This is a genomic window from Lactobacillus kefiranofaciens (genome assembly GCF_014656585.1).
In the GTDB taxonomy this organism is placed as follows: domain Bacteria; phylum Bacillota; class Bacilli; order Lactobacillales; family Lactobacillaceae; genus Lactobacillus; species Lactobacillus kefiranofaciens.
In genome coordinates this window covers 1,449,480-1,468,154 of record NZ_CP061341.1, presented here as the reverse complement: position 1 = coordinate 1,468,154, position 18,675 = coordinate 1,449,480, and the positions used below count along the sequence as shown (strand labels likewise).

18 protein-coding genes and 1 tRNA gene are annotated in these 18,675 nt (G+C 37.8%); 13 read left to right on the top strand and 6 right to left on the bottom strand.

Going from position 1 to position 18,675, the window contains the following annotated elements; all coding sequences use genetic code 11:
- The first annotated feature begins 14 nt into the window (after nt 1–14).
- Genes rapZ through whiA form a run of 3 tightly spaced genes read left to right on the top strand, consistent with a single transcriptional unit; the run spans nt 15 to nt 2,879 of the window.
- On the top strand, nt 15–896 hold the full coding sequence (rapZ, locus tag ICI50_RS07280) for an RNase adapter RapZ (RefSeq protein ID WP_056941078.1): 882 nt from the start codon (nt 15–17) through the stop codon (nt 894–896).
- A gap of 11 nt (nt 897–907) precedes the next feature.
- A complete protein-coding gene (locus ICI50_RS07275; protein ID WP_013854441.1) occupies nt 908–1,951 on the top strand; it encodes a gluconeogenesis factor YvcK family protein in 1,044 nt (347 codons plus the stop codon).
- Complete coding sequence (whiA, locus tag ICI50_RS07270; RefSeq protein WP_188891409.1) at nt 1,944–2,879, top strand: DNA-binding protein WhiA; 936 nt, start codon at nt 1,944–1,946, stop codon at nt 2,877–2,879. Before ICI50_RS07275 ends, whiA begins: the two co-directional genes overlap by 8 nt.
- 49 nt (nt 2,880–2,928) lie before the next feature.
- Here the strand turns inward: whiA and clpP are convergent, their stop codons facing one another.
- Nucleotides 2,929–3,513: an ATP-dependent Clp endopeptidase proteolytic subunit ClpP gene (gene clpP / locus ICI50_RS07265; RefSeq protein WP_013854439.1), complete on the bottom strand. Its 585-nt coding sequence runs from the start codon at nt 3,511–3,513 to the stop codon at nt 2,929–2,931.
- A 192-nt stretch (nt 3,514–3,705) separates the two neighbouring features.
- Between clpP and ICI50_RS07260 the strand changes: the two genes are divergently transcribed.
- A complete protein-coding gene (locus ICI50_RS07260) occupies nt 3,706–5,334 on the top strand; it encodes an SH3-like domain-containing protein (RefSeq protein WP_180707430.1) in 1,629 nt (542 codons plus the stop codon).
- Between the two features lie 60 nt (nt 5,335–5,394).
- On the opposite strand, the gene ICI50_RS07255 is transcribed toward ICI50_RS07260, so the two are convergent.
- Nucleotides 5,395–6,828 carry an APC family permease gene (locus ICI50_RS07255; RefSeq protein WP_095342357.1) on the bottom strand — a complete coding sequence of 478 codons (1,434 nt, stop codon included), beginning with the start codon at nt 6,826–6,828 and terminating at the stop codon, nt 5,395–5,397.
- A 126-nt stretch (nt 6,829–6,954) separates the two neighbouring features.
- On the opposite strand from ICI50_RS07255, the gene ICI50_RS07250 reads away from it, so the two are divergent.
- Nucleotides 6,955–8,445, top strand: coding sequence for an LBA0864 family S-layer associated protein (locus ICI50_RS07250; RefSeq protein WP_188891407.1), 1,491 nt, complete (start codon nt 6,955–6,957; stop codon nt 8,443–8,445).
- A gap of 98 nt (nt 8,446–8,543) precedes the next feature.
- Here ICI50_RS07250 and ICI50_RS07245 read toward each other — a convergent pair.
- Nucleotides 8,544–8,615: transfer RNA gene (locus ICI50_RS07245), tRNA-Arg, on the bottom strand.
- Between the two features lie 243 nt (nt 8,616–8,858).
- On the opposite strand from ICI50_RS07245, the gene ICI50_RS07240 reads away from it, so the two are divergent.
- From ICI50_RS07240 to tpiA, 4 genes are all read left to right on the top strand, one after another.
- Nucleotides 8,859–9,890, top strand: coding sequence for a sugar-binding transcriptional regulator (locus ICI50_RS07240; RefSeq protein WP_095342045.1), 1,032 nt, complete (start codon nt 8,859–8,861; stop codon nt 9,888–9,890).
- 53 nt (nt 9,891–9,943) lie between these two features.
- Nucleotides 9,944–10,960: a type I glyceraldehyde-3-phosphate dehydrogenase gene (gene gap / locus ICI50_RS07235; protein WP_095342046.1), complete on the top strand. Its 1,017-nt coding sequence runs from the start codon at nt 9,944–9,946 to the stop codon at nt 10,958–10,960.
- A gap of 112 nt (nt 10,961–11,072) precedes the next feature.
- The gene (locus ICI50_RS07230; RefSeq protein ID WP_095342047.1) at nt 11,073–12,284 is read left to right on the top strand and encodes a phosphoglycerate kinase; all 1,212 of its coding nucleotides are present in this window, start codon (nt 11,073–11,075) and stop codon (nt 12,282–12,284) included.
- A 25-nt stretch (nt 12,285–12,309) separates the two neighbouring features.
- Nucleotides 12,310–13,068 carry a triose-phosphate isomerase gene (gene tpiA, locus ICI50_RS07225; protein WP_095342048.1) on the top strand — a complete coding sequence of 253 codons (759 nt, stop codon included), beginning with the start codon at nt 12,310–12,312 and terminating at the stop codon, nt 13,066–13,068.
- Nucleotides 13,069–13,400: 332 nt separating this feature from the next.
- On the opposite strand, the gene ICI50_RS07220 is transcribed toward tpiA, so the two are convergent.
- Nucleotides 13,401–13,922, bottom strand: a complete 522-nt coding sequence (locus ICI50_RS07220) for an LURP-one-related/scramblase family protein (protein WP_188891405.1) — start codon at nt 13,920–13,922, stop codon at nt 13,401–13,403.
- A gap of 12 nt (nt 13,923–13,934) precedes the next feature.
- The gene (locus ICI50_RS07215; protein ID WP_095342049.1) at nt 13,935–14,810 is read right to left on the bottom strand and encodes a Cof-type HAD-IIB family hydrolase; all 876 of its coding nucleotides are present in this window, start codon (nt 14,808–14,810) and stop codon (nt 13,935–13,937) included.
- 67 nt (nt 14,811–14,877) lie between these two features.
- On the opposite strand from ICI50_RS07215, the gene ICI50_RS07210 reads away from it, so the two are divergent.
- Genes ICI50_RS07210 through tsaE form a run of 3 tightly spaced genes read left to right on the top strand, consistent with a single transcriptional unit; the run spans nt 14,878 to nt 17,056 of the window.
- Nucleotides 14,878–15,576: a uracil-DNA glycosylase gene (locus ICI50_RS07210; protein ID WP_013854431.1), complete on the top strand. Its 699-nt coding sequence runs from the start codon at nt 14,878–14,880 to the stop codon at nt 15,574–15,576.
- Nucleotides 15,577–15,587: 11 nt separating this feature from the next.
- The gene (pta, locus tag ICI50_RS07205; protein WP_013854430.1) at nt 15,588–16,577 is read left to right on the top strand and encodes a phosphate acetyltransferase; all 990 of its coding nucleotides are present in this window, start codon (nt 15,588–15,590) and stop codon (nt 16,575–16,577) included.
- Nucleotides 16,577–17,056 (top strand): tRNA (adenosine(37)-N6)-threonylcarbamoyltransferase complex ATPase subunit type 1 TsaE, encoded by a 480-nt coding sequence (tsaE, locus tag ICI50_RS07200; RefSeq protein ID WP_054640149.1) that lies wholly within the window; start codon nt 16,577–16,579, stop codon nt 17,054–17,056. The genes pta and tsaE overlap by 1 nt, the downstream gene beginning before the upstream one ends.
- Nucleotides 17,057–17,092: 36 nt before the next feature.
- On the opposite strand, the gene ICI50_RS07195 is transcribed toward tsaE, so the two are convergent.
- Nucleotides 17,093–17,626, bottom strand: coding sequence for a 3'-5' exonuclease (locus ICI50_RS07195; RefSeq protein WP_013854428.1), 534 nt, complete (start codon nt 17,624–17,626; stop codon nt 17,093–17,095).
- A 98-nt stretch (nt 17,627–17,724) separates the two neighbouring features.
- Here ICI50_RS07195 and murB point away from each other — a divergent pair, with 98 nt between their 5' ends.
- Complete coding sequence (gene murB / locus ICI50_RS07190; RefSeq protein ID WP_013854427.1) at nt 17,725–18,621, top strand: UDP-N-acetylmuramate dehydrogenase; 897 nt, start codon at nt 17,725–17,727, stop codon at nt 18,619–18,621.
- The last annotated feature ends 54 nt before the right edge of the window (nt 18,622–18,675 follow it).

Sequence of the window (18,675 nt, the reverse complement as noted above, 5' to 3'; positions counted from 1 at the left end):
TGGGAGGAATTACCATGGCTGAGGAAAAGAAACAATTATTAATTGTGACGGGGATGAGTGGTGCAGGTAAAACTGTTGTGGCTCATGCCTTGGAAGATATGGGCTACTTTGTTGTTGATAATCTGCCGCCGACTCTGCTCGGAAGTTTTTGGGATTTAATTAATAATTCTAATGACTTTCATAAGGTTGCGGCAGTAATCGATTTACGAGTAAAAACATTTTATCGTGACTTGTTGGATGAGGTTAATTCATTAGAGGATAATGGCAATGTTCAAGCTACTATTCTATTTTTGGATGCTTCAGATGATGTCTTAGTTGCTCGATATAAAGAAACTAGGCGTCTGCCACCATTAGCTAATAATGGTAAAGGCAGATTGCTTGACGGCATTCAAGAAGAGCGACATATCTTAACTCCAATTAAGAATCGTTCTAACTATATTATTGATACTTCAAATTTATCAACTAAAGAATTAAAGCAAAAATTAATTAATACGTTCAGTGACCGCAAACGTCAGCCTTTTTCTATTGAGGTAATGTCCTTTGGCTTCAAGTATGGAATGCCAATTGATGCCGATATTGTGATGGATGTGCGTTTTTTGCCTAATCCATTTTATATTCCAGAATTGCGGCCATTTACCGGTTTAGACAAGCGGGTTTTTGATTATGTAATGAATAAAAAAGAGACGCAAGTCTTCTATAAGAAACTGCTAGATCTGCTGGAAACAGCTATTCCCGGCTACATTAAAGAAGGAAAAGAAAAATTAACTATTGCTATTGGCTGTACTGGTGGGCAGCACCGCAGCGTGTCAATTGCTCAGCAATTAGCTCGTGATCTAGCTAAAAAATATCCAGTTGATATTACTCACCGTGAAGTGAGTCGTTATATTAGAAAGTAGGTGTGCGGGGGATGCCATATGGAGAAACCAGAATTGTTCGAGTAATTAAAGGCAGACGCCCACGAGTAGTTGTGATTGGTGGAGGTACAGGCTTACCGGTAATTCTGAATGCATTAAAAGATCAAAATGCAGAAATTACGGCAATTGTTACCGTTTCTGATGATGGTGGTTCATCAGGCTCAATTAGAAACTTTATCAACGTTGTTCCACCTGGTGATATCCGAAACGTCTTAGTTTCATTAAGTGATTTGCCACAGGAAGAAAAAGATATTTTCCAATATCGTTTTGATTCTTCAGATGCCTTTTTCTCGGGTCATGCGATCGGTAACTTGATTATTGCCGCCTTAAATGAAATGCATGGTAATATTTTTGATGCAGTTCAATCTCTGTCTAAAATGATGAAAATTGATGGACATGTTTTTCCAGCTTCTAATGAGCCATTAACTCTTAATGCTGAATTTGTGGATGGAAGCCAAGAATCCGGAGAAACTGAAATTACATCTAAAGATAAACGCATTAAGCGCGTGTGGGTTACAGATACAGATTCTGATGATGAACCTAGAGCCGTTTTACCTGTGTTGGCTTCAATTATGCAAGCTGATGCAGTTGTACTGGGACCAGGAAGCCTGTTTACTTCGATTTTGCCTAATCTGATGATTTCTAATTTGGGCGAAGCGGTTCGTGAGACCCCAGCCGAGGTAATTTATATTTGTAATATTATGACTCAACGTGGGGAGACTGATCATTTTAGTGATTCAGAGCACGTTGAAGTGATTAACAATCATTTAGGTGGTCATTATATCAATACAGCCTTGGTTAATGGGGCTAAAATTGATATGAGTAAGTTTCACCCAGAAGATTATGACGCCTATCTTGAACCGGTAAAAAATGACTTCAAAGGTTTAAGAAAGCAAGAGTGTCGTGTAATCACTGATGATTTTCTTGATCAGCGTCATGGCCTGGTCTTTCATGATGGAAAAAAAGTTGCTCATGAGATTATGAACTTGGCATTTGAAGCAATGACACGTAAAAGAATGAAGGAAAATAATGGCTAGTTATGCTAGTGAGGTCAAAAAGGAGCTAACTTCGCTTGAGATGCATCCAGAGCATGCCAAAGCAGAGTTAGCTGCTTTTTTGCGAATGAACGGTGTTTTAAATTTACACGATCATCAATTTAGTTTGGATATTACTATAGAAAATCCAGCAATTGCCCGTAGGATTTTTAAATTGATTAAGGTAGCATATGGTATTGAGCCTTTATTGATTGTTTCGCGTAAAATGAAATTAAAGAAAAATAATCAGTATTTGGTTCGTCTAAATCAAGATGTTCAACAAATACTGAAGAATTTACGAATTTGGGATTCTGAAAGGGGCTTGGTCACACGAATTCCCGAAAGAATCATGGATTCTCGTGAAGGTGCGATGTCTTATTTGCGCGGAGCTTTTTTAGCAGGAGGAAGCGTTAATAACCCGGAGACTAGTCGCTATCATTTAGAAATTTATTCAACCTATGAGGATCATAATGAAGATCTGGCTACATTAATGAATAAATATTTTTATTTAAATGCTAAAATTATTAAACGACGCAGTGGATATATCGTCTATCTTAAAGAAGCAGAAAAAATTGGCGACTTTTTGCATATCGTTGGTGCTTTAAATGCGATGCTTAATTTTGAGGATTTAAGAATCATGCGTGATATGCGTAATTCAGTTAATCGCTTAGTAAATTGTGATACAGCTAATATGAAAAAAACAGCTTCTGCTTCCGCAAAACAGGTGGAAGACATTCAGTTAATTCAACAGGAAAAAGGTTTGGATGATTTACCAGAGAAGTTGCAAGTCTTAGCCCGTTTTCGATTAGCTCATCCCGAGTTGACCTTAAAGGAAGTAGCTGATAAATTGCCTGATGGTCCAATTTCTAAGTCTGGCGTTAATCATCGATTTAAAAAGCTACATGAATTAGCTGATAATTTGCGGGTGTAGAAAAAAAGAGGTTCATTTTTGAACCTCTTTTTGAATAACGAAGATTTAATTATTTTTTCTTGTTAACCATAATATCGTCAATTAAGCCGTATTCCTTAGCTTGCTCAGCAGTTAAGTAGTTGTCACGTTCGGTATCTTTTTGAATCTTTTCTAGTGGTTGACCAGTAGTTTCATGCAAAATCTCGTTGATCTTCTTCCGACTCTTCAGGATTTCATTAGCTGCAATCTGGATATCAGTCTGTTGTCCTTGGGCACCACCTAATGGTTGGTGAATCAAGACAGTTGAATTAGGTAAAGCAAAACGCTTGCCCTTGGTACCGCTAGTTAAAAGAATGGATGCCATTGAAGCAGCCATCCCAATAGCAATAGTGGAAACATCGGATTTAATAAAGTTCATCGTATCCATGATGGCTAAACCGGAAGTAATGACACCACCTGGTGAATTAATGTAAAGGGAAATGTCCTTGGTGTTGTCTTGGGCATCCAAGAAGAGCAATTGAGCAATGATGGAGTTAGCCATTTGGTCATTAATCTCACCACTAAGCATGATGATTCTATCTTTTAGCAAACGTGAGTAAATGTCATATGCACGTTCACCACGAGCAGTTTGTTCAATAACTGTAGGTACTAGCATATATCTGCCTCCTAAATTTTTTAATTCGTTGTTTAATTAGCACTCATTCAAGTACAGTGCTAATTAAATCACTTCGTAATAAAAGTGTCAAATAAAGACGCTCACTTGTATTGAAAATGTATTTTAGAAGATTACTCTTATATATTATAATAAAATAGTAAAATATAAATTATTATAGTATGGAGGATAGGCTTGAGATATTCGAAGAAAATTTTAACCGCGACGTCAGCGGTAGCACTCAGTGTTGGATTGTTAATGGGTTATGCTAATCCAGTGTCTGCAGCTAAGACTTCAACCACTAAGACTAGTAAGGATAGCACAGCAAAAGATAGTGAAAAGAAAGCATCTACACAGACCAGTACTTCTTATGACTTGATGGTTAAAGTGGGTAGCGGCAAGAGTTATCCTGTTTATAAAAAGATTGCTAAGGGTAAGCCAGTTGGTAAGAAGATTGCGGATGCAAGCAATTATCAATATGCTCATATTCAATCTGATCAGAGTATTAAGACTAGTAATGCGACTTATTGGAGAATTTATGTAAATGGCCGTAAGGTGGGTTACGTTAACCAAAATTGGTTTACTAGAAATACTATTGCAGTTCCTAAGACTGTAACCTTAGTTAGAAACAGTCATTCCGTATTTGACCCTAGCGATGCAATTAGTTATGTGACTAACTATATGGGAACAGTTATTGACAATCAAGATGTTACTATCTCTGAAGATGGAATTGATTGCTCAGAACCAGGTACTTACCATGTGAAATATAGTTATGGTAGTGCTAAAGCTACTGTTAAGGTAACTGTAAGAAAAAGTACTAAAGAAGGCGTTGCTGATGCAGATAGCGTCACGGCTAAGCCATTTAGTGGTAATTTGAAATCATGGAAGAAATATTATGGTAGTTCAGCTAATTATGTAACTAAGACTGATTTTGCCCCAGATAAATCTAAGCATACCTACAATAGTGAAGGTAGTAGATTAACCTTTAGAACGCGTTTCTTCCAGCCAGTACTATTAAGTGTAGCTAGAGATATTGATGATGACGATTTAATTAACCGTGTAGGTCATATTCCAGAAGGTATTACAATGTCTAATGGCTGGCTTTACACTAGCTTATTAAGCAAGACAAACGTTGCCAATGGTCATATCGTAGGCTATAACTTAAATCATTTGACTAATGCATTTAATGGGCAATACTTACTTGATATGTCACACAAGAAATTCAATTCTTATGTGAAAAATATTAAGGTAAGTCCATATATTCCAGTTGGTCACGGTCAGGCAATGGGATCAACTAAGAAGTACATTTATGTAATCAACAATGATAATAAGACTTCTTACAAGAGCAATGCTTCAGAAGAATTGATTCAGATCCGTAAGAGTGATATGTGTATCAACAAGATCTGGACATTTAAGTGCTGGAATGGTAATGATTCAGAAGGTCGTTATTTCAAGAATGGCGTAATTGTTGATGATCACAAGATGTATACTACTACTTACAATAAGGATAAGCATCAAACTGAATACTGGGAATTCAACCGTAAAGGTGATAACTGGTATCCAATTATGTTAGGTGCAACTAAGACTGGTATTGTTTCAAATACTTACACTCAAGGCTTTGCTTATGATCTTAAGAATGATAACTTCTATTTAGCATTTAATGATGTAATTGCTAAGATTGCCAAAGATGGTGAAGTTAAAGATACTTATCAATTCCATACTGGTCGTGAGATCGAAGGTATTGCAGTTGAAAATAATCGTCTTTACACTAACTTAGCTCAGCGTGCTGAATTATTGGAAAGTACTCAAAAGTTAACTAAGTAATTAGTTTTTACAATAAAAATAGCGGTGCATCACGCACCGCTATTTTTATTGCACTAATTATTAATTAGCCTTAGATTCTTGATACTTTTTAATTCCCGGTAAAATCAAGCCTAAAACAATTAAGATAATTGGTGTGATAATGTTTAGGAATAAAGTAAATGGATCTGGTGAGTAAATCCCAAAGATACAGCAAGCAGCAGTAACTAGGAAACACCAGATACCGGCAGTATAGGCTAGGCCTTGATGCTTAGTCATTTGATAGCTGGTTTCAAATTTCTTTTGTTGCTTTCTTAGAGCAACGTAGGCTGCGAATACCCAAAGGTAACGTAGTGGCATAGTAGTTGAATTTAATTTAACCAATTGAGCCATCACCGCTTGAGCATTAGGTACAAGGGCTTGGATAGCAATTAAACCACCAGACAAGATTACGATCATCCAAATACCGTTAATGTATGCACCATGCTTGTTAAGCTTAAGCAGGCCCTTAGGAATAAAGGCTTTAGCTTCTTTGCTACCTAAAAGCATTCTAAGTGGTGCATCAATACTGATTACTAAAGTTGAAAATTGTCCAATCACGTTACACCATGAATAGATGTACATAAACAAGCCACCAACATGGTAATATTCGCCTAGCTTTTGAAAGGCCATGTATGCACCGTTTGAAATATATTCGTTGAGGTTAGCGTTAACCACCTTAGGATCAAACATTAAAGCCATCGCAAAAGTTCCTAAAATTGCAGAAACCATAACCATAATTGCTAAAGCCATCATTGCTTTAGGAAAGTTTTTGGCTGGATTTTGCACTTTATTAACATAAGGCGAAATTTTTTCACAGCCACCAACGGCGAAGACTAGGATTGAGAGCGAGGTAAAGTACTTAACGTTAAAAGTAGGCATTAAGTTCTTCCAGTTAAAATTAATGTTATAAAAACCAGCATGTGGATTTATTGCTGGGGCTGCAAACATCATGATAATAAAAAGAATAGACATGATGAACATCGAAGACCCCGCAACTGTAGCTAGACTCTTTAAAACAGGTACACCACGACTAGCAACCCAGCAGAAGAATAAAAATACTACCAAAGTAGCAAATTGAGTCCAAGCAGTAGGCAAACCGTCATACCAGTGAGTATTACCAAAAATTCCCCAGGCCATGGCTCTTAATCCACCGGTACCTTTACTTGAAATATAAACGATATGAACGGCACAGTAAGTCCAACCAGCATAATAGGCCCATTTGGCACCCATAGTAGCGTTAACCCATGATGAAACCCCGCCTTCAGCTTTTTTGAAGGTGGCGCCTAATTCACCGACCATTAGGGCATAAGGAACAAAGTAGAGTAGAAACATTACAACCCAACTGAAGATGACCCTTGTTCCATCAAAGTAGACATAACCATTAACAACGTTACCAAAGCCCCACACAGTGGAGAAGGCCATCATTGCTAAAGTTGTCCACATCATCTTTTTGGGATTATTTTGTGATTCAATCATAAATTTTCTCCCTATATTAATAATACATTTATGTGAACTTTTTAATTATATAACATAAGCGGTTACAAAACCTAAGTATTATGGGATTTTTGTCAATAAATCTAATTTTTTAAAAGAGGAGTATTTATGAAAAATAAGAAGAGATTTTTTATTTCAGCTATTGTTGGTGCAGCTTTAGTTAGTTGCGGATTAGCAGTAAGTAGCAATCAAGCTAATGCAGCTACATATAGTCGTGCAATTACTAAGATTGCTGGTAATGGTAATTACGCTATTTATCACAATGTTTCTAGGAAGGGTCCATCTGGCAAGTTTACTTCAACTAAGTACTTTAAGCATGGTCAAATTCAATCAAAGAAGTCGATGTCAACCAAGAAAGGCACTTTCTGGAGAATTATTGTTGATGGCCGTGATGTGGGTTGGGTAAATCAAAACTTTTTTGCTAGAAATAAAATTTCAGTAGCAAACGAAGTCTCATTAGTTAAAAATTCCAGTTATGCATTTCCAACACGTGATGCAATTAACTATGTAACTAATAGTCAAGGTACTGCAGTTGATCCAAGCAAGGTGTATGTTTCACAAGCACATGTAAGTACTAAGGAAACAACAGTAAATTACAGCTATGGTAAGGCTAAGGCTTCTGTAAAAGTTTCAGTTTATAATGGTCAAGATGCATCTGCAGATAAGACCCCAAAGAAGGGCTTTAAGACTATTAAAACTTGGAATGGTGGTTCAAAGGGCTCATCTAGAAACTGGAATGCAGCTCATCATTACCGTTCAGAAACTACTAGCAACACTTTCAGAAGCAATGGCTTAACTTTAAGAACTCGACTTTTCCAACCTCGTTTCGTTAGTTTAGGTTATGGTCAAGCTGGCGATGCGCTGGGGCAAGTTGGGGTTATCCCAGAAGGAATGACTGTTTCTAATGGTATTTTTACTACTTCAATGTTTACTAGCAGTCATGACCAACATGGACACTTAGTTTCATACAATTTAAATGCATTGAAGAGTAAATATGCAGCTCAAAACTTGACCACAATGCGCTGGGGCACTTTTAAGTCATATGCTAAGAATATTAAGGTTAGTACTTATATTAAGTTAGGTCACGGTCAATCTTTAGGCTCATCATCGAGCTACATTTACGTTTTAGCTAATGATAATGAGTACAACAATGGTCCTAAATCTGAAGAAGTTTTGCAAATCCGTAAGAGCGATATGAAGATTAACAAGATTTGGACTGTCAGAATTGCTTCCAACCGTTACATCCACAATGCAACTTTTGTTGGTGACAACACTATGTATGCGTTGTTTCACAATGGTGGCTATGACAACTATGAATACTGGAAGTTGACTAGAAATGGCGACAGCTGGGATGCAACTGAAGTAGGTGCAACTAAGGGCAGATTTGTTTCAAATTCACCAGTTCAAGGCTTTGCCTACGGCAATGGTAATTTCTACATCGGCTTTAACAACAATATCTTTAAGGTTGGTGAAAATGGCACCGCTAAGAAGCACTACCGTTTCAACACTAAGCGTGAAATCGAAGGGATGTCAGCAAATGGTTCAAGACTCTATGTTCAATTTGCACAAAGAGCTGAATTAACTTCAGGTAAAGACTAGAATTTAAATTAATTAAGAAGCTGTCCGTTTAGACAGCTTCTTTTTATTGTTTAAATTATATAAAAAAGACGAGGATTTTCACCTCGTCTTTTTTAATATGGACCCCCTGGGAGTCGAACCCAGATTCTAAGAACCGGAATCTTATGTGCGATCCATTACACTAAGGGTCCAAATGATACCCTAGCTAGTATATCAAAAAATCAAGGTAAATAAAAATTATGTTACTTAATTTACTAAAAATTAATTTGGCGCATCTTTTTCTTGAATTACGGAAAATACCTTGTTATACTAACAATGTCGAGTGGAAAATGTATAAGTTAAATGATTGTACGTTTCTCTTATATTTTTAAGCAATCTGGGACAGCAAGTGACACAGTGATGGTCGACTAACGTCCTAGGGAAAGGAGGGAACGATGAATTCGGACTTTTCTTTGCTCGAAGCGCTCGTTCCCGACGTCTTAAAGATTCTTCGACAAAGATATCTTGTGCTTGAACAAATTGCGTTGCACGCTCCAATCGGTAGGCGCAGTGTTGCTCAGCATCTAGGACTTTCAGAGAGAAATATTCGTACTGAGACAGAATATTTAAGTCATTTAGGTTTGATTGAAATAAAAAGTTTTGGTATGTTTTTAACTGAAAAAGGTGAAAAGACTCTGCAAGATGCAGGTCCGTTGCTTGACCGTCTTTTCAATGCTGGTGAAACGGAAGTTGCACTAGCAAAGAAACTCGGCATTGAGAGAACATTGATTGTTTCAGGCAATGCCGATCTACAGGATCGAGTTTTTGAAGAGATGGGGGAAGAATTAAGTTCGGCATTGAATTTACTCTTGCCATTAGGTCATTCAATCGTTACCCTCTTAGGGGGAACATCTTTAGCAAAATCGGCGAGGTATTTATCTCCTGGTTTAGGAAATAATCGCCAACTCGAGTTTGTTCCAGGTCGAGGCGCTTTGGGCGAAAATGTAGAAACGCAAAGTAATACAATCGTCCAAGAGATGGCTGCTAAGACGTCAGGTACTTATAAGACTTTATATTTGCCAGAACAGGTATCAGATGATGCTTATAAGTCATTAATACGTGAATCCTCGATTGCAGATGTTCTACAAGATATTTCACAAAGTGATGCCGTGATTCATGGAATTGGGTTAGCTCAAGAAATGGCACGGCGCAGAGGCTATAACTCAATTAAGCTCTCTGAGCTTCGTGAAAAAAAAGCCGTCACCGAATGTTTCGGGTGTTTTTTCGATGAAAACGGCAAGGTTGTCGACCGTATCGCCCAGGTTGGATTACAGTTTGAGAACCTATATAAAATACCCCACATATTTGCCTTTGCCTGTGGTGCTAGAAAAGCCAAGGCAATCAAAGCTTATATGCCTAATGCGCCTCATCAAACCTGGTTAATTACTGATGAGGGCGCCTCAAATATGATTTTAAAGGGGAAATAAAATCCCGTTTAAAATAAATTGTTGTTTATAGTTCTTAAGGAGGACTTTAGGTTATGACAGTTAAAATTGGTATTAACGGTTTCGGCCGTATTGGTCGTTTAGCATTCCGTCGTATTATGGACTTAGGTGAAGAAACTAAGGACATCGAAGTTGTTGCTATCAACGACTTGACTACTCCAAAGATGCTTGCTTACTTACTTAAGTACGACACTACTCATGGTACTTTCAACCACGAAGTTTCATCAACTGATGACTCAATCGTTGTTGACGGCAAGAAGTACCGTGTTTACGCTGAACCACAAGCAAAAAACATTCCTTGGGTTAAGAATGACGGTGTTGACTTTGTTCTTGAATGTACTGGTTTCTACACTAGCAAGGCTAAGGCACAAGCTCACCTTGACGCAGGTGCTAAGCGTGTATTGATCTCAGCTCCAGCCGGCAACGACTTGAAGACTATCGTTTACTCAGTAAACGAAAACACTTTGACTGCTGACGACAAGATTGTTTCAGCTGCTTCATGTACTACCAACTCACTTGCTCCAATGGCAAACGCTTTGAACAAGGAATTCGGTATTGAAGTTGCTACTATGACCACTATCCACGCATACACTGGTACTCAAATGACTTTGGACGGTCCTGCTCGTAGTGGTAAGGAACAAGACGCTCGTGCTGCTGCCGAAAACATTATTCCTCATACTACTGGTTCAGCAAAGGCTATCGGTTTGGTATTGCCTGACTTGAACGGTAAGATGAACGGCCACGCACAACGTGTTCCAGTTCCAGATGGCTCAGAAACTGAATTAGTATCAATCTTGAAGAAGAAGGTTACTGCTGACGAAGTTAACGAAGCTATGAAGAAGTACGAAAGCCCAGCATTCGCTTACAACGGTGATCACATTGTTTCAAGCGATGTTATCAACATGACTGCTGGTTCAATCTTTGACCCAACTCAAACTATGGTAACTACTGCAGGTGACAAGCAATTAGTTAAGACTGTTGCTTGGTACGACAATGAATACTCATTCACTTGCCAAATGGTTCGTACTTTATTACACTTTGCTACTCTTTAATCATTAATTGACATTAACTGATTATAGTTAAGTGGTAATTGAGAAGGCGGAGGGAGATTCTTCCTTCCGCCTTTTTTTGAAGGAAAAATATCAAAATAATCGGAGGATTATAATGGCTAAATTAATCGTTGACGATCTTGATGTTAAAGGCAAAAAGGTCTTAATGCGTGTGGACTTTAATGTTCCTATTAAAGATGGTGTTATTGGTGATGACAACCGTATCGTTGCTGCACTTCCAACAATTAAATACATCATTGAACATGGTGGTAAGGCAATTCTTTTAAGTCACTTGGGCCGTGTAAAGTCAGATGCTGACAAGAAGGAATTATCATTAAAGCCAGTTGCTGAACGCTTAATCGAACTTCTTAAGAAGCCTGTAACTTTTGTACCATCAAATGAAGGTAAGGAAGTTGAAGAAGCAATCAGCAAGATGAACGATGGCGACGTTGTTGTTCTTGAAAATACTAGATTCCAAGATATCGACAATGACTTTGGTAAGCGTGAATCAGGTAACGATCCTAAGCTTGGCGAATACTGGGCAAGTCTTGGTGACATGTACGTAAACGATGCCTTTGGTACTGCTCACAGAAACCACGCTTCAAACGTTGGTATTGCTACTGCTATGAAGAAAGATGGCAAGCCTGTTGCAGCTGGTTTCTTAATGGAAAAGGAAATCAAGTTCTTAGGTAACGCTGTTGAAAACCCAGTTCACCCATTTGTAACTATTCTTGGTGGTGCTAAGGTTTCAGACAAGATCGCTGTAATTAAGAACTTAATTCCTAAATCAGACCACATTTTAATCGGTGGTGGTATGGCTTATACCTTCTTAGCAGCTCAAGGTCACAAGATTGGTAAGTCATTGTTTGAAAAGGACAGAGTTGAACTTGCTAAGGAACTTTTGAAAGAAGCTGACGGCAAGATCGTTCTTCCAGTTGACAACGTAGCTGCAACTGAATTCTCAAACGATGCTTCACGTGAGGTTGTTGGTGACGATATTCCTGACAACATGATGGGTCTTGACATTGGTCCTAAGACTGTTGAAAAGTTCAAGGAAATCTTAAAGGATGCTAAGACTGTTGTTTGGAATGGTCCTATGGGTGCCTTTGAAATGTCTAACTTCGCTAAGGGTACTTATGCAATTGCTGATGCCTTAGCTGACTTAACTGATGCAACAACTATTATCGGTGGTGGTGACTCAACTTCTGCTGTTAAGAAGTCTGGTGTTGCTGACAAGATTACCCACATCTCAACTGGTGGTGGTGCTTCACTTCAATACCTTGAAGGTAAGGAATTACCAGGTATTGCATGTATTTCAGACAAGTAATTTAAGGTAAGGAGATAATAGACTAATGAGTCGTACACCAATTATTGCTGGTAACTGGAAGTTACACATGAATCCTGAACAAACTACTGAATTTGTAGATGCTGTTAAGGATAAGTTACCAGACCCAAGTAAGGTAGAATCACTTATTTGTGCACCTGCAGTTGACCTTGATGCTTTGAGAAAAGCTGCTAAGGGTTCAAACTTACATATCGGTGCAGAAAACTGTTACTTTGAAGACGAAGGTGCTTTCACTGGTGAAACTTCACCTAAGGTCTTAAAAGAAATGGGTATGGACTATGTAATTATTGGTCACTCAGAACGTCGTGGCTACTTCCACGAAACTGACGAAGACATTAACAAGAAGGCTAAAGCAATCTTTGCTAATGGCTTGAAGCCAATCATTTGCTGTGGTGAATCACTTGAAACTCGTGAAGCTAACAAGCAAGAAAACTGGGTTGTTGGTCAAATTAAGGCTGCTTTAGATGGTCTTACTGCTGATCAAGTATCTTCACTTGTTATTGCTTACGAACCAATCTGGGCTATTGGTACTGGCAAGACTGCTTCATCAGATCAAGCTGAAGAAATGTGCAAGACTATTCGTGAAACTGTTAAGGACTTGTACAATGAAGAAACTGCAGAAAACGTTCGTATTCAATACGGTGGTTCTGTAAAACCAGCTAACGTTAAGGAATTAATGTCAAAGCCTGACATTGACGGTGGCTTAGTTGGTGGTGCTTCACTTAAGCCTGAATCATACTTAGAATTGGTAAACTACCAAGGCTAATTTGATATCAAAATAAAAATAGCTTCTGCATTTGGCAGGAGCTATTTTTGTGTTTAAATAACCTTTTGGTATAAAAGCTATTGCTAATATGCATCATATAAATAAAGTCAATTGAAAATAATAACAGTAAACCCCTTGTATTTTTTCCTAGAGGAAGTATAATAAGCAGTGGAGCTTGAGATCCACACAGATTGAAGCCTCATTATTCAGTCTCTGCCTAATAATTCCTTATTACTTAATAAATACAAACTTTATGGCAGAAGATACATCTATATCTATATCACTTTCTAGAAGAGCAGTTATGATAATTTTCATAACTGCTTTTTTTAATACTAATTTGGATTAATTTCAAACTTTTTTCCGATTGGTGGAAAGGTAGGAAGCTTTAACGGAGTAACGTGCCACTGTGTAAATAATACTGAGGTAAGCAATATGAATGGAACATCCTCTGGTTTGGAAATATCGCAGACTAATACTACTCCATGATCTCCCACGATTGTTTCAACATCGGCTACATCTTTGAATCCAGAACGAAAAGTATAGGTACCACGTTTAATGCTGCCAGTAACTATATATTTTAATTGAGTAAGATAAAATATATTGGTATTAGGTGTATTCAATTTTTTAATTCCCACTAGAGAGTGATTAACTACATCAATCGTGAAAGAGGCAATAATCCAACACCCATCGGTAAACAAACGACCAATTTCATCTTTAGCAATATTTTCTAAATATAAAGTATGGTTGGGATTATCAAGATTGCCTTGAATAAAATATTGGACTTTTCCATTTTCTCCTACTACGGGAATTTGACCGTAAGCTTTTTCTTGATTAAGTTCTAACCAAAAGAGCATGCTTGATCACCTCTATTTTTGTTTCTTATTAGTAATAAAGTGATTAAGAATATAGGCTACCCCATCCTCATTATTTGTCTTAGTGACAACTTGTACAAGATTTTTAATCATTGGAATAGCATTTCCCATAGCAACACCGGTTCCTGCTTCCCGAATCATACTCTCGTCATTTAAATTATCACCAATAGCAGCAATTTCTTCTCGTTTAATACCTTTTAATTTAGCATAGTCCAGAAGTGCAATTCCTTTCTGAGCATTACAGTCATTGACTTCAATGTTGGCGGAAGAACTGGAAGTAACGACTAAATTCCCCATTTTTGCGATTGATTTTTTGACGTCGGTAAAAGCTTCATATCCTCGAGCGTCAAAAGCAATAATCTTCATAACTTCAATTTGAGGGTCTCGCAATAATTCTGCAAAGCTATTAACTTGCTTCATATTCAAAATTGATTTATTCCCTGCGGAAATAGCTACAGCTTGTTTAAAGTTAAGCAAAGGATTTAAATCTACCATTAGGTGAGCTACATTAGAAATTCTTTGATTTAAATCTTCAGTATAAATTTGATTAGCAGTAAGAATTTCAAAATAAAACCCTTCTTGATGAAAAAGTTGTACTAATTGTTTAGCCTTATTAATTGGAATACCGCGTTTGATCATTAGCTGGCCTTTTTCATTGAAAACAAGTGCGCCATTTAAATTAATAAAACCTGTGTGTAGACCAGCATCTTTTAAAACAGATTTAGATTCACGTGGCCCGCGACCTGTGGCAATTAAAAATTCAATGCCTGCTCTTTGTGCATTTTTCACAGCTTGTGCATTAGCTTTGGAGACTGCCATCTCTGAATTAAAAAGTGTACCATCTAAATCACAAGCAACTAATTTGATCATAATTTTCCTCCCAATTACTATTAAATTAATGATACCATAAAGAGGATGAGAAAAGAGGGTGTAAGACTTGGCTAAAGAATTAATCGGTAATGATTGGGACAAGATATTGGATCCAGTTTTTGCAAGTGAGAAGTATCACGAACTTCATAACTTCTTGAAGGAAGAATACTCTACAAAACAGATTTATCCTGATATGTATCATATTTTTACAGCTTTTAAATTAACATCTTTTGCGCAAACAAAAGTGGTTATTTTAGGGCAAGATCCATATCATAATCCAGGACAAGCTAATGGCATGAGTTTTTCGGTGATGCCGGGCATGCAGCTGCCACCATCATTGAAGAATATTTATAAGGAACTGTACGATGATGTGGGTGCTCGGCCAGTCAATCATGGATATTTGAAGAAATGGGCAGATCAAGGTGTGTTACTATTAAATGCTGTGTTGACTGTTCCATATGGTCATGCTAATGGTCATCAAGGTAAAGGTTGGGAAGATGTCACTGATGCTGCGATCAAGGCATTAAGCAAACGAGGCAAGGTGGTCTTTATCTTGTGGGGACGTTTTGCTCAGAATAAGATTCTATTAATTGATCAGAGTAAGAATTTTATTATTAAATCAGCCCATCCAAGTCCATTTTCAGCTGATCGTGGCTTTTTCGGTTCTCGGCCGTTCTCTCGCTGCAATACAGCATTAATTAATTTGGGAGAAACGCCAATTGATTGGCAATTACCTGAGACAGTAAGTAAATCAGATTTAGCATAAGAGGTATGTAAATGAGTGTATTTTCATTATTTAAAAAACAAGTTGAACAAGCCGAAAACAAGAAGCGGATTGTTTTTCCAGAAAGCGATGATTTAAGAGTTTTGACAGCAGTGTCAAATTTAAACCAAGATGGCATTGTTGAGCCAATTTTAATTGGTGATCCGGACAAAGTTAAAAAAATAGCTGCTGAGCATAATCTAGATATTGCCGGCGTTAAGATTTATGATCAGAACAATTATAGTGGACTTGATGCTATGGCTGATGCATTTGTTAAAGCTAGACATAAGAACACTAGTATTGCAGAAGCAAAGGCAAAATTGGCTAAAGGCAATTACTTTGGCACGATGTTGGTTAAAATGGGTCTAGCTGATGGTATGGTCTCAGGTGCGGCTCATTCAACTGCTAATACTGTTTTGCCAGCTTTGCAATTGATTCACGCAGCAGAGGGGATGCATCGTGTGTCGGGTGCCTTTGTGATGGAAAAGGGTGATGAAAGATATATCTTTGCAGATTGTGCCATTAATATAGAGCCCGATGAAGAAACATTAGCTGAAATTGGTTATCAGTCAGCTCAAACGGCGAAAATGGCTGAAATTGATCCTAAGGTTGCTTTCTTAAGCTTTTCAACTAAGGGGTCTGCTGAAGGACCGATGGTAAACAAGGTTCATGATGCAGCTGCAATGTTTCAAAAGAATTATCCAGAAATTCCAGCAGACGGTGAATTACAATTTGATGCTGCTTTTGTTCCAGCCGTTGGTGAAAAGAAAGCTCCAGGTTCAAAGGTAGCTGGACATGCCAATGTCTTTGTTTTTCCAGAATTACAGTCTGGTAATATTGCTTACAAGATGGTACAACGACTTGGTGGTTTTACTGCTGTAGGTCCAATTTTGCAAGGATTAGCCGCTCCAGTAAATGATTTGTCTCGCGGCTGTAGTGAGCAAGATATTTATGATTTGGCTATTGTAACTGCCGCACAGGCTCTGGCAAAGGATGAAAAGTAATGACAAAATTAGAAATTAATTCGGCAGAAAGCATGCAAAAATTGGGGGCATCTTTAGCTAAAACTGCTAAACCGCATGATTTATTGCTTTTGAATGGTGATTTAGGTGCCGGGAAAACAACCATGACGCAAGGATTAGGCAGAGAACTCGGCGTTCGGCGTCCAGTTAAAAGTCCCACCTTTACAATTGTACGAGAATATCGTGAAGCCAGACTGCCTTTATTTCATATGGATTTTTATCGCTTGGAAGATGATGATTTATCTTCAATCGATTTAGAAGGGTACTTGGCAGAGCCCGGATTGATCGTGATTGAGTGGCCCCAATTAGTGATGAATGATTTGCCTAATGAATATCTTCAATTAACGCTTACCAGAGTCGATGACAGCTGGGAATCTACTAAGCGTGTAGTTAAATTTGATCCACATGGCAAACGGAATGAAGAATGGGTAAAAGCTGCCCTAACTGAATATGATGAATAAAGTAAAAAGATTGGATTACGAATTTTCCAATCTTTTTTAAATTTGATAAATTAGATTTTTAATTGGCTCAGCGCCAAACTGTTTTTCTTGATTTATTAAAATACCCGCGCAGGCTTCACTATCACTTAAAGCATTGTGATGATGCCAAAGTTCAACATCTAGCGCGTTGGAAACCGTGTCTAATTTGTGATCAGGTAAATCAGGTTCAAACCGTTTGCTTGTCGTTAGAGTATCAATAACTAAATAATGCGGTTCTTCAATATTGTAGCGAGCCAGAGATTGCCGCATAACATTTGTGTCAAATCTGGCATTGTGAGCCGCAACTAGCATACCTGGCTGATATAAGCCCGTAATTTTAGGCCAAACTTCGGCCATTGTTGGTGCATTTTTAACATCGTCAGCAGTAATCTGATGCACTTGAATATTGCGTGCGTCAAAGGGCATTTGCGGATTAATTACTGTATAAAAACGATCAACGATCTGATTATTTCTAACCATTACTAGTGCTAGTGAACATGCGCTTTCAGGGTAATGGTTAGCAGTTTCAAAGTCCATTGCAATAAAATTCATAAAAAATCTCCTTATTGCTAAAGTATAGCATGATTACTAGTGAAGCTAAGCTCTTTCTGCGGTAAAATAAGACAAGAAACTATAAGGAGGCATTCATTTTGGAATTACTTGATTTAAAAAAACAAGGAATTGATATTAAAGAGCAAATTCCATTAAGCAGATATACTTTTACTAAAACAGGAGGTCCAGCTGAATACTTGGCTTTTCCAAAAAATACTGCTGAAGTAGAGAAATTAGTGAAAGCTACTCGCATAGATAAGATTCCACTAACGATTATCGGTAATGCCTCAAATCTAATCATCCGCGACGGCGGAATTGACGGATTAGTTATTATCTTAACTGAATTAAAAGAAATTAAGGTAGAAGGTAATCAGGTAACTGCAGATGCAGGAGCTCGAATTATTGATACTGCTTTTGCAGCAGCTCATCATGGCTTAAGTGGGATGGAGTTTGCCGCAGGCATTCCTGGTAGTATTGGTGGCGGTGTCTTCATGAATGCTGGCGCATATGGTAGTGAGATGCAAGAAGTTGTAGATAGCGTTCATGTTTTAACTCGCAGTGGTGAATTTAAGACGTATTCTAATCAAGAAATGAACTTCTCTTATCGTCATTCGATAGTGCAAGAAACTGGTGATATTGTACTTACTGCTAGCTTTAAGCTAGTACCAAAAGATAGACTGGAGATCTTAGACCAAATGCATTATTTAAATGCACTACGTCGTTATAAGCAGCCACTTGAATATCCATCTTGCGGGAGCGTCTTTAAACGGCCAACTGGACACTTTGTAGGACCAATGATTATTAAGGCTGGCTTGCAAGGTAAAAAAATTGGTGGGGCACAGGATTCAACCAAGCATGCAGGTTTTATCGTTAATAAGGGCGGTGCCACTGCAACTGACTATCTGAATTTGATTCATTTAATTCAACGAGTAATTAAAGAAAAGTTTGGCATAGATTTACATACTGAAGTAAGAATTATCGGTAAAGAAAAATAGAATAATTGACGAGAAACAAGCTACAGGTACTAAAACTTGTAGCTATTTTTTATA

Coding starts and splice junctions, on each gene's coding strand:
- ICI50_RS07195 (WP_013854428.1), bottom strand. CDS start 17,626: ATGAATTTTATTGCAATGGACTTTGAAACTGCTAACCATTACCCTGAA.
- ICI50_RS07230 (WP_095342047.1), top strand. CDS start 11,073: ATGGCTAAATTAATCGTTGACGATCTTGATGTTAAAGGCAAAAAGGTC.
- pta (WP_013854430.1), top strand. CDS start 15,588: ATGAGTGTATTTTCATTATTTAAAAAACAAGTTGAACAAGCCGAAAAC.
- ICI50_RS07240 (WP_095342045.1), top strand. CDS start 8,859: ATGAATTCGGACTTTTCTTTGCTCGAAGCGCTCGTTCCCGACGTCTTA.
- clpP (WP_013854439.1), bottom strand. CDS start 3,513: ATGCTAGTACCTACAGTTATTGAACAAACTGCTCGTGGTGAACGTGCA.
- gap (WP_095342046.1), top strand. CDS start 9,944: ATGACAGTTAAAATTGGTATTAACGGTTTCGGCCGTATTGGTCGTTTA.
- ICI50_RS07255 (WP_095342357.1), bottom strand. CDS start 6,828: ATGATTGAATCACAAAATAATCCCAAAAAGATGATGTGGACAACTTTA.
- rapZ (WP_056941078.1), top strand. CDS start 15: ATGGCTGAGGAAAAGAAACAATTATTAATTGTGACGGGGATGAGTGGT.
- tsaE (WP_054640149.1), top strand. CDS start 16,577: ATGACAAAATTAGAAATTAATTCGGCAGAAAGCATGCAAAAATTGGGG.
- ICI50_RS07215 (WP_095342049.1), bottom strand. CDS start 14,810: ATGATCAAATTAGTTGCTTGTGATTTAGATGGTACACTTTTTAATTCA.
- ICI50_RS07275 (WP_013854441.1), top strand. CDS start 908: ATGCCATATGGAGAAACCAGAATTGTTCGAGTAATTAAAGGCAGACGC.
- tpiA (WP_095342048.1), top strand. CDS start 12,310: ATGAGTCGTACACCAATTATTGCTGGTAACTGGAAGTTACACATGAAT.
- whiA (WP_188891409.1), top strand. CDS start 1,944: ATGGCTAGTTATGCTAGTGAGGTCAAAAAGGAGCTAACTTCGCTTGAG.
- ICI50_RS07220 (WP_188891405.1), bottom strand. CDS start 13,922: ATGCTCTTTTGGTTAGAACTTAATCAAGAAAAAGCTTACGGTCAAATT.
- ICI50_RS07250 (WP_188891407.1), top strand. CDS start 6,955: ATGAAAAATAAGAAGAGATTTTTTATTTCAGCTATTGTTGGTGCAGCT.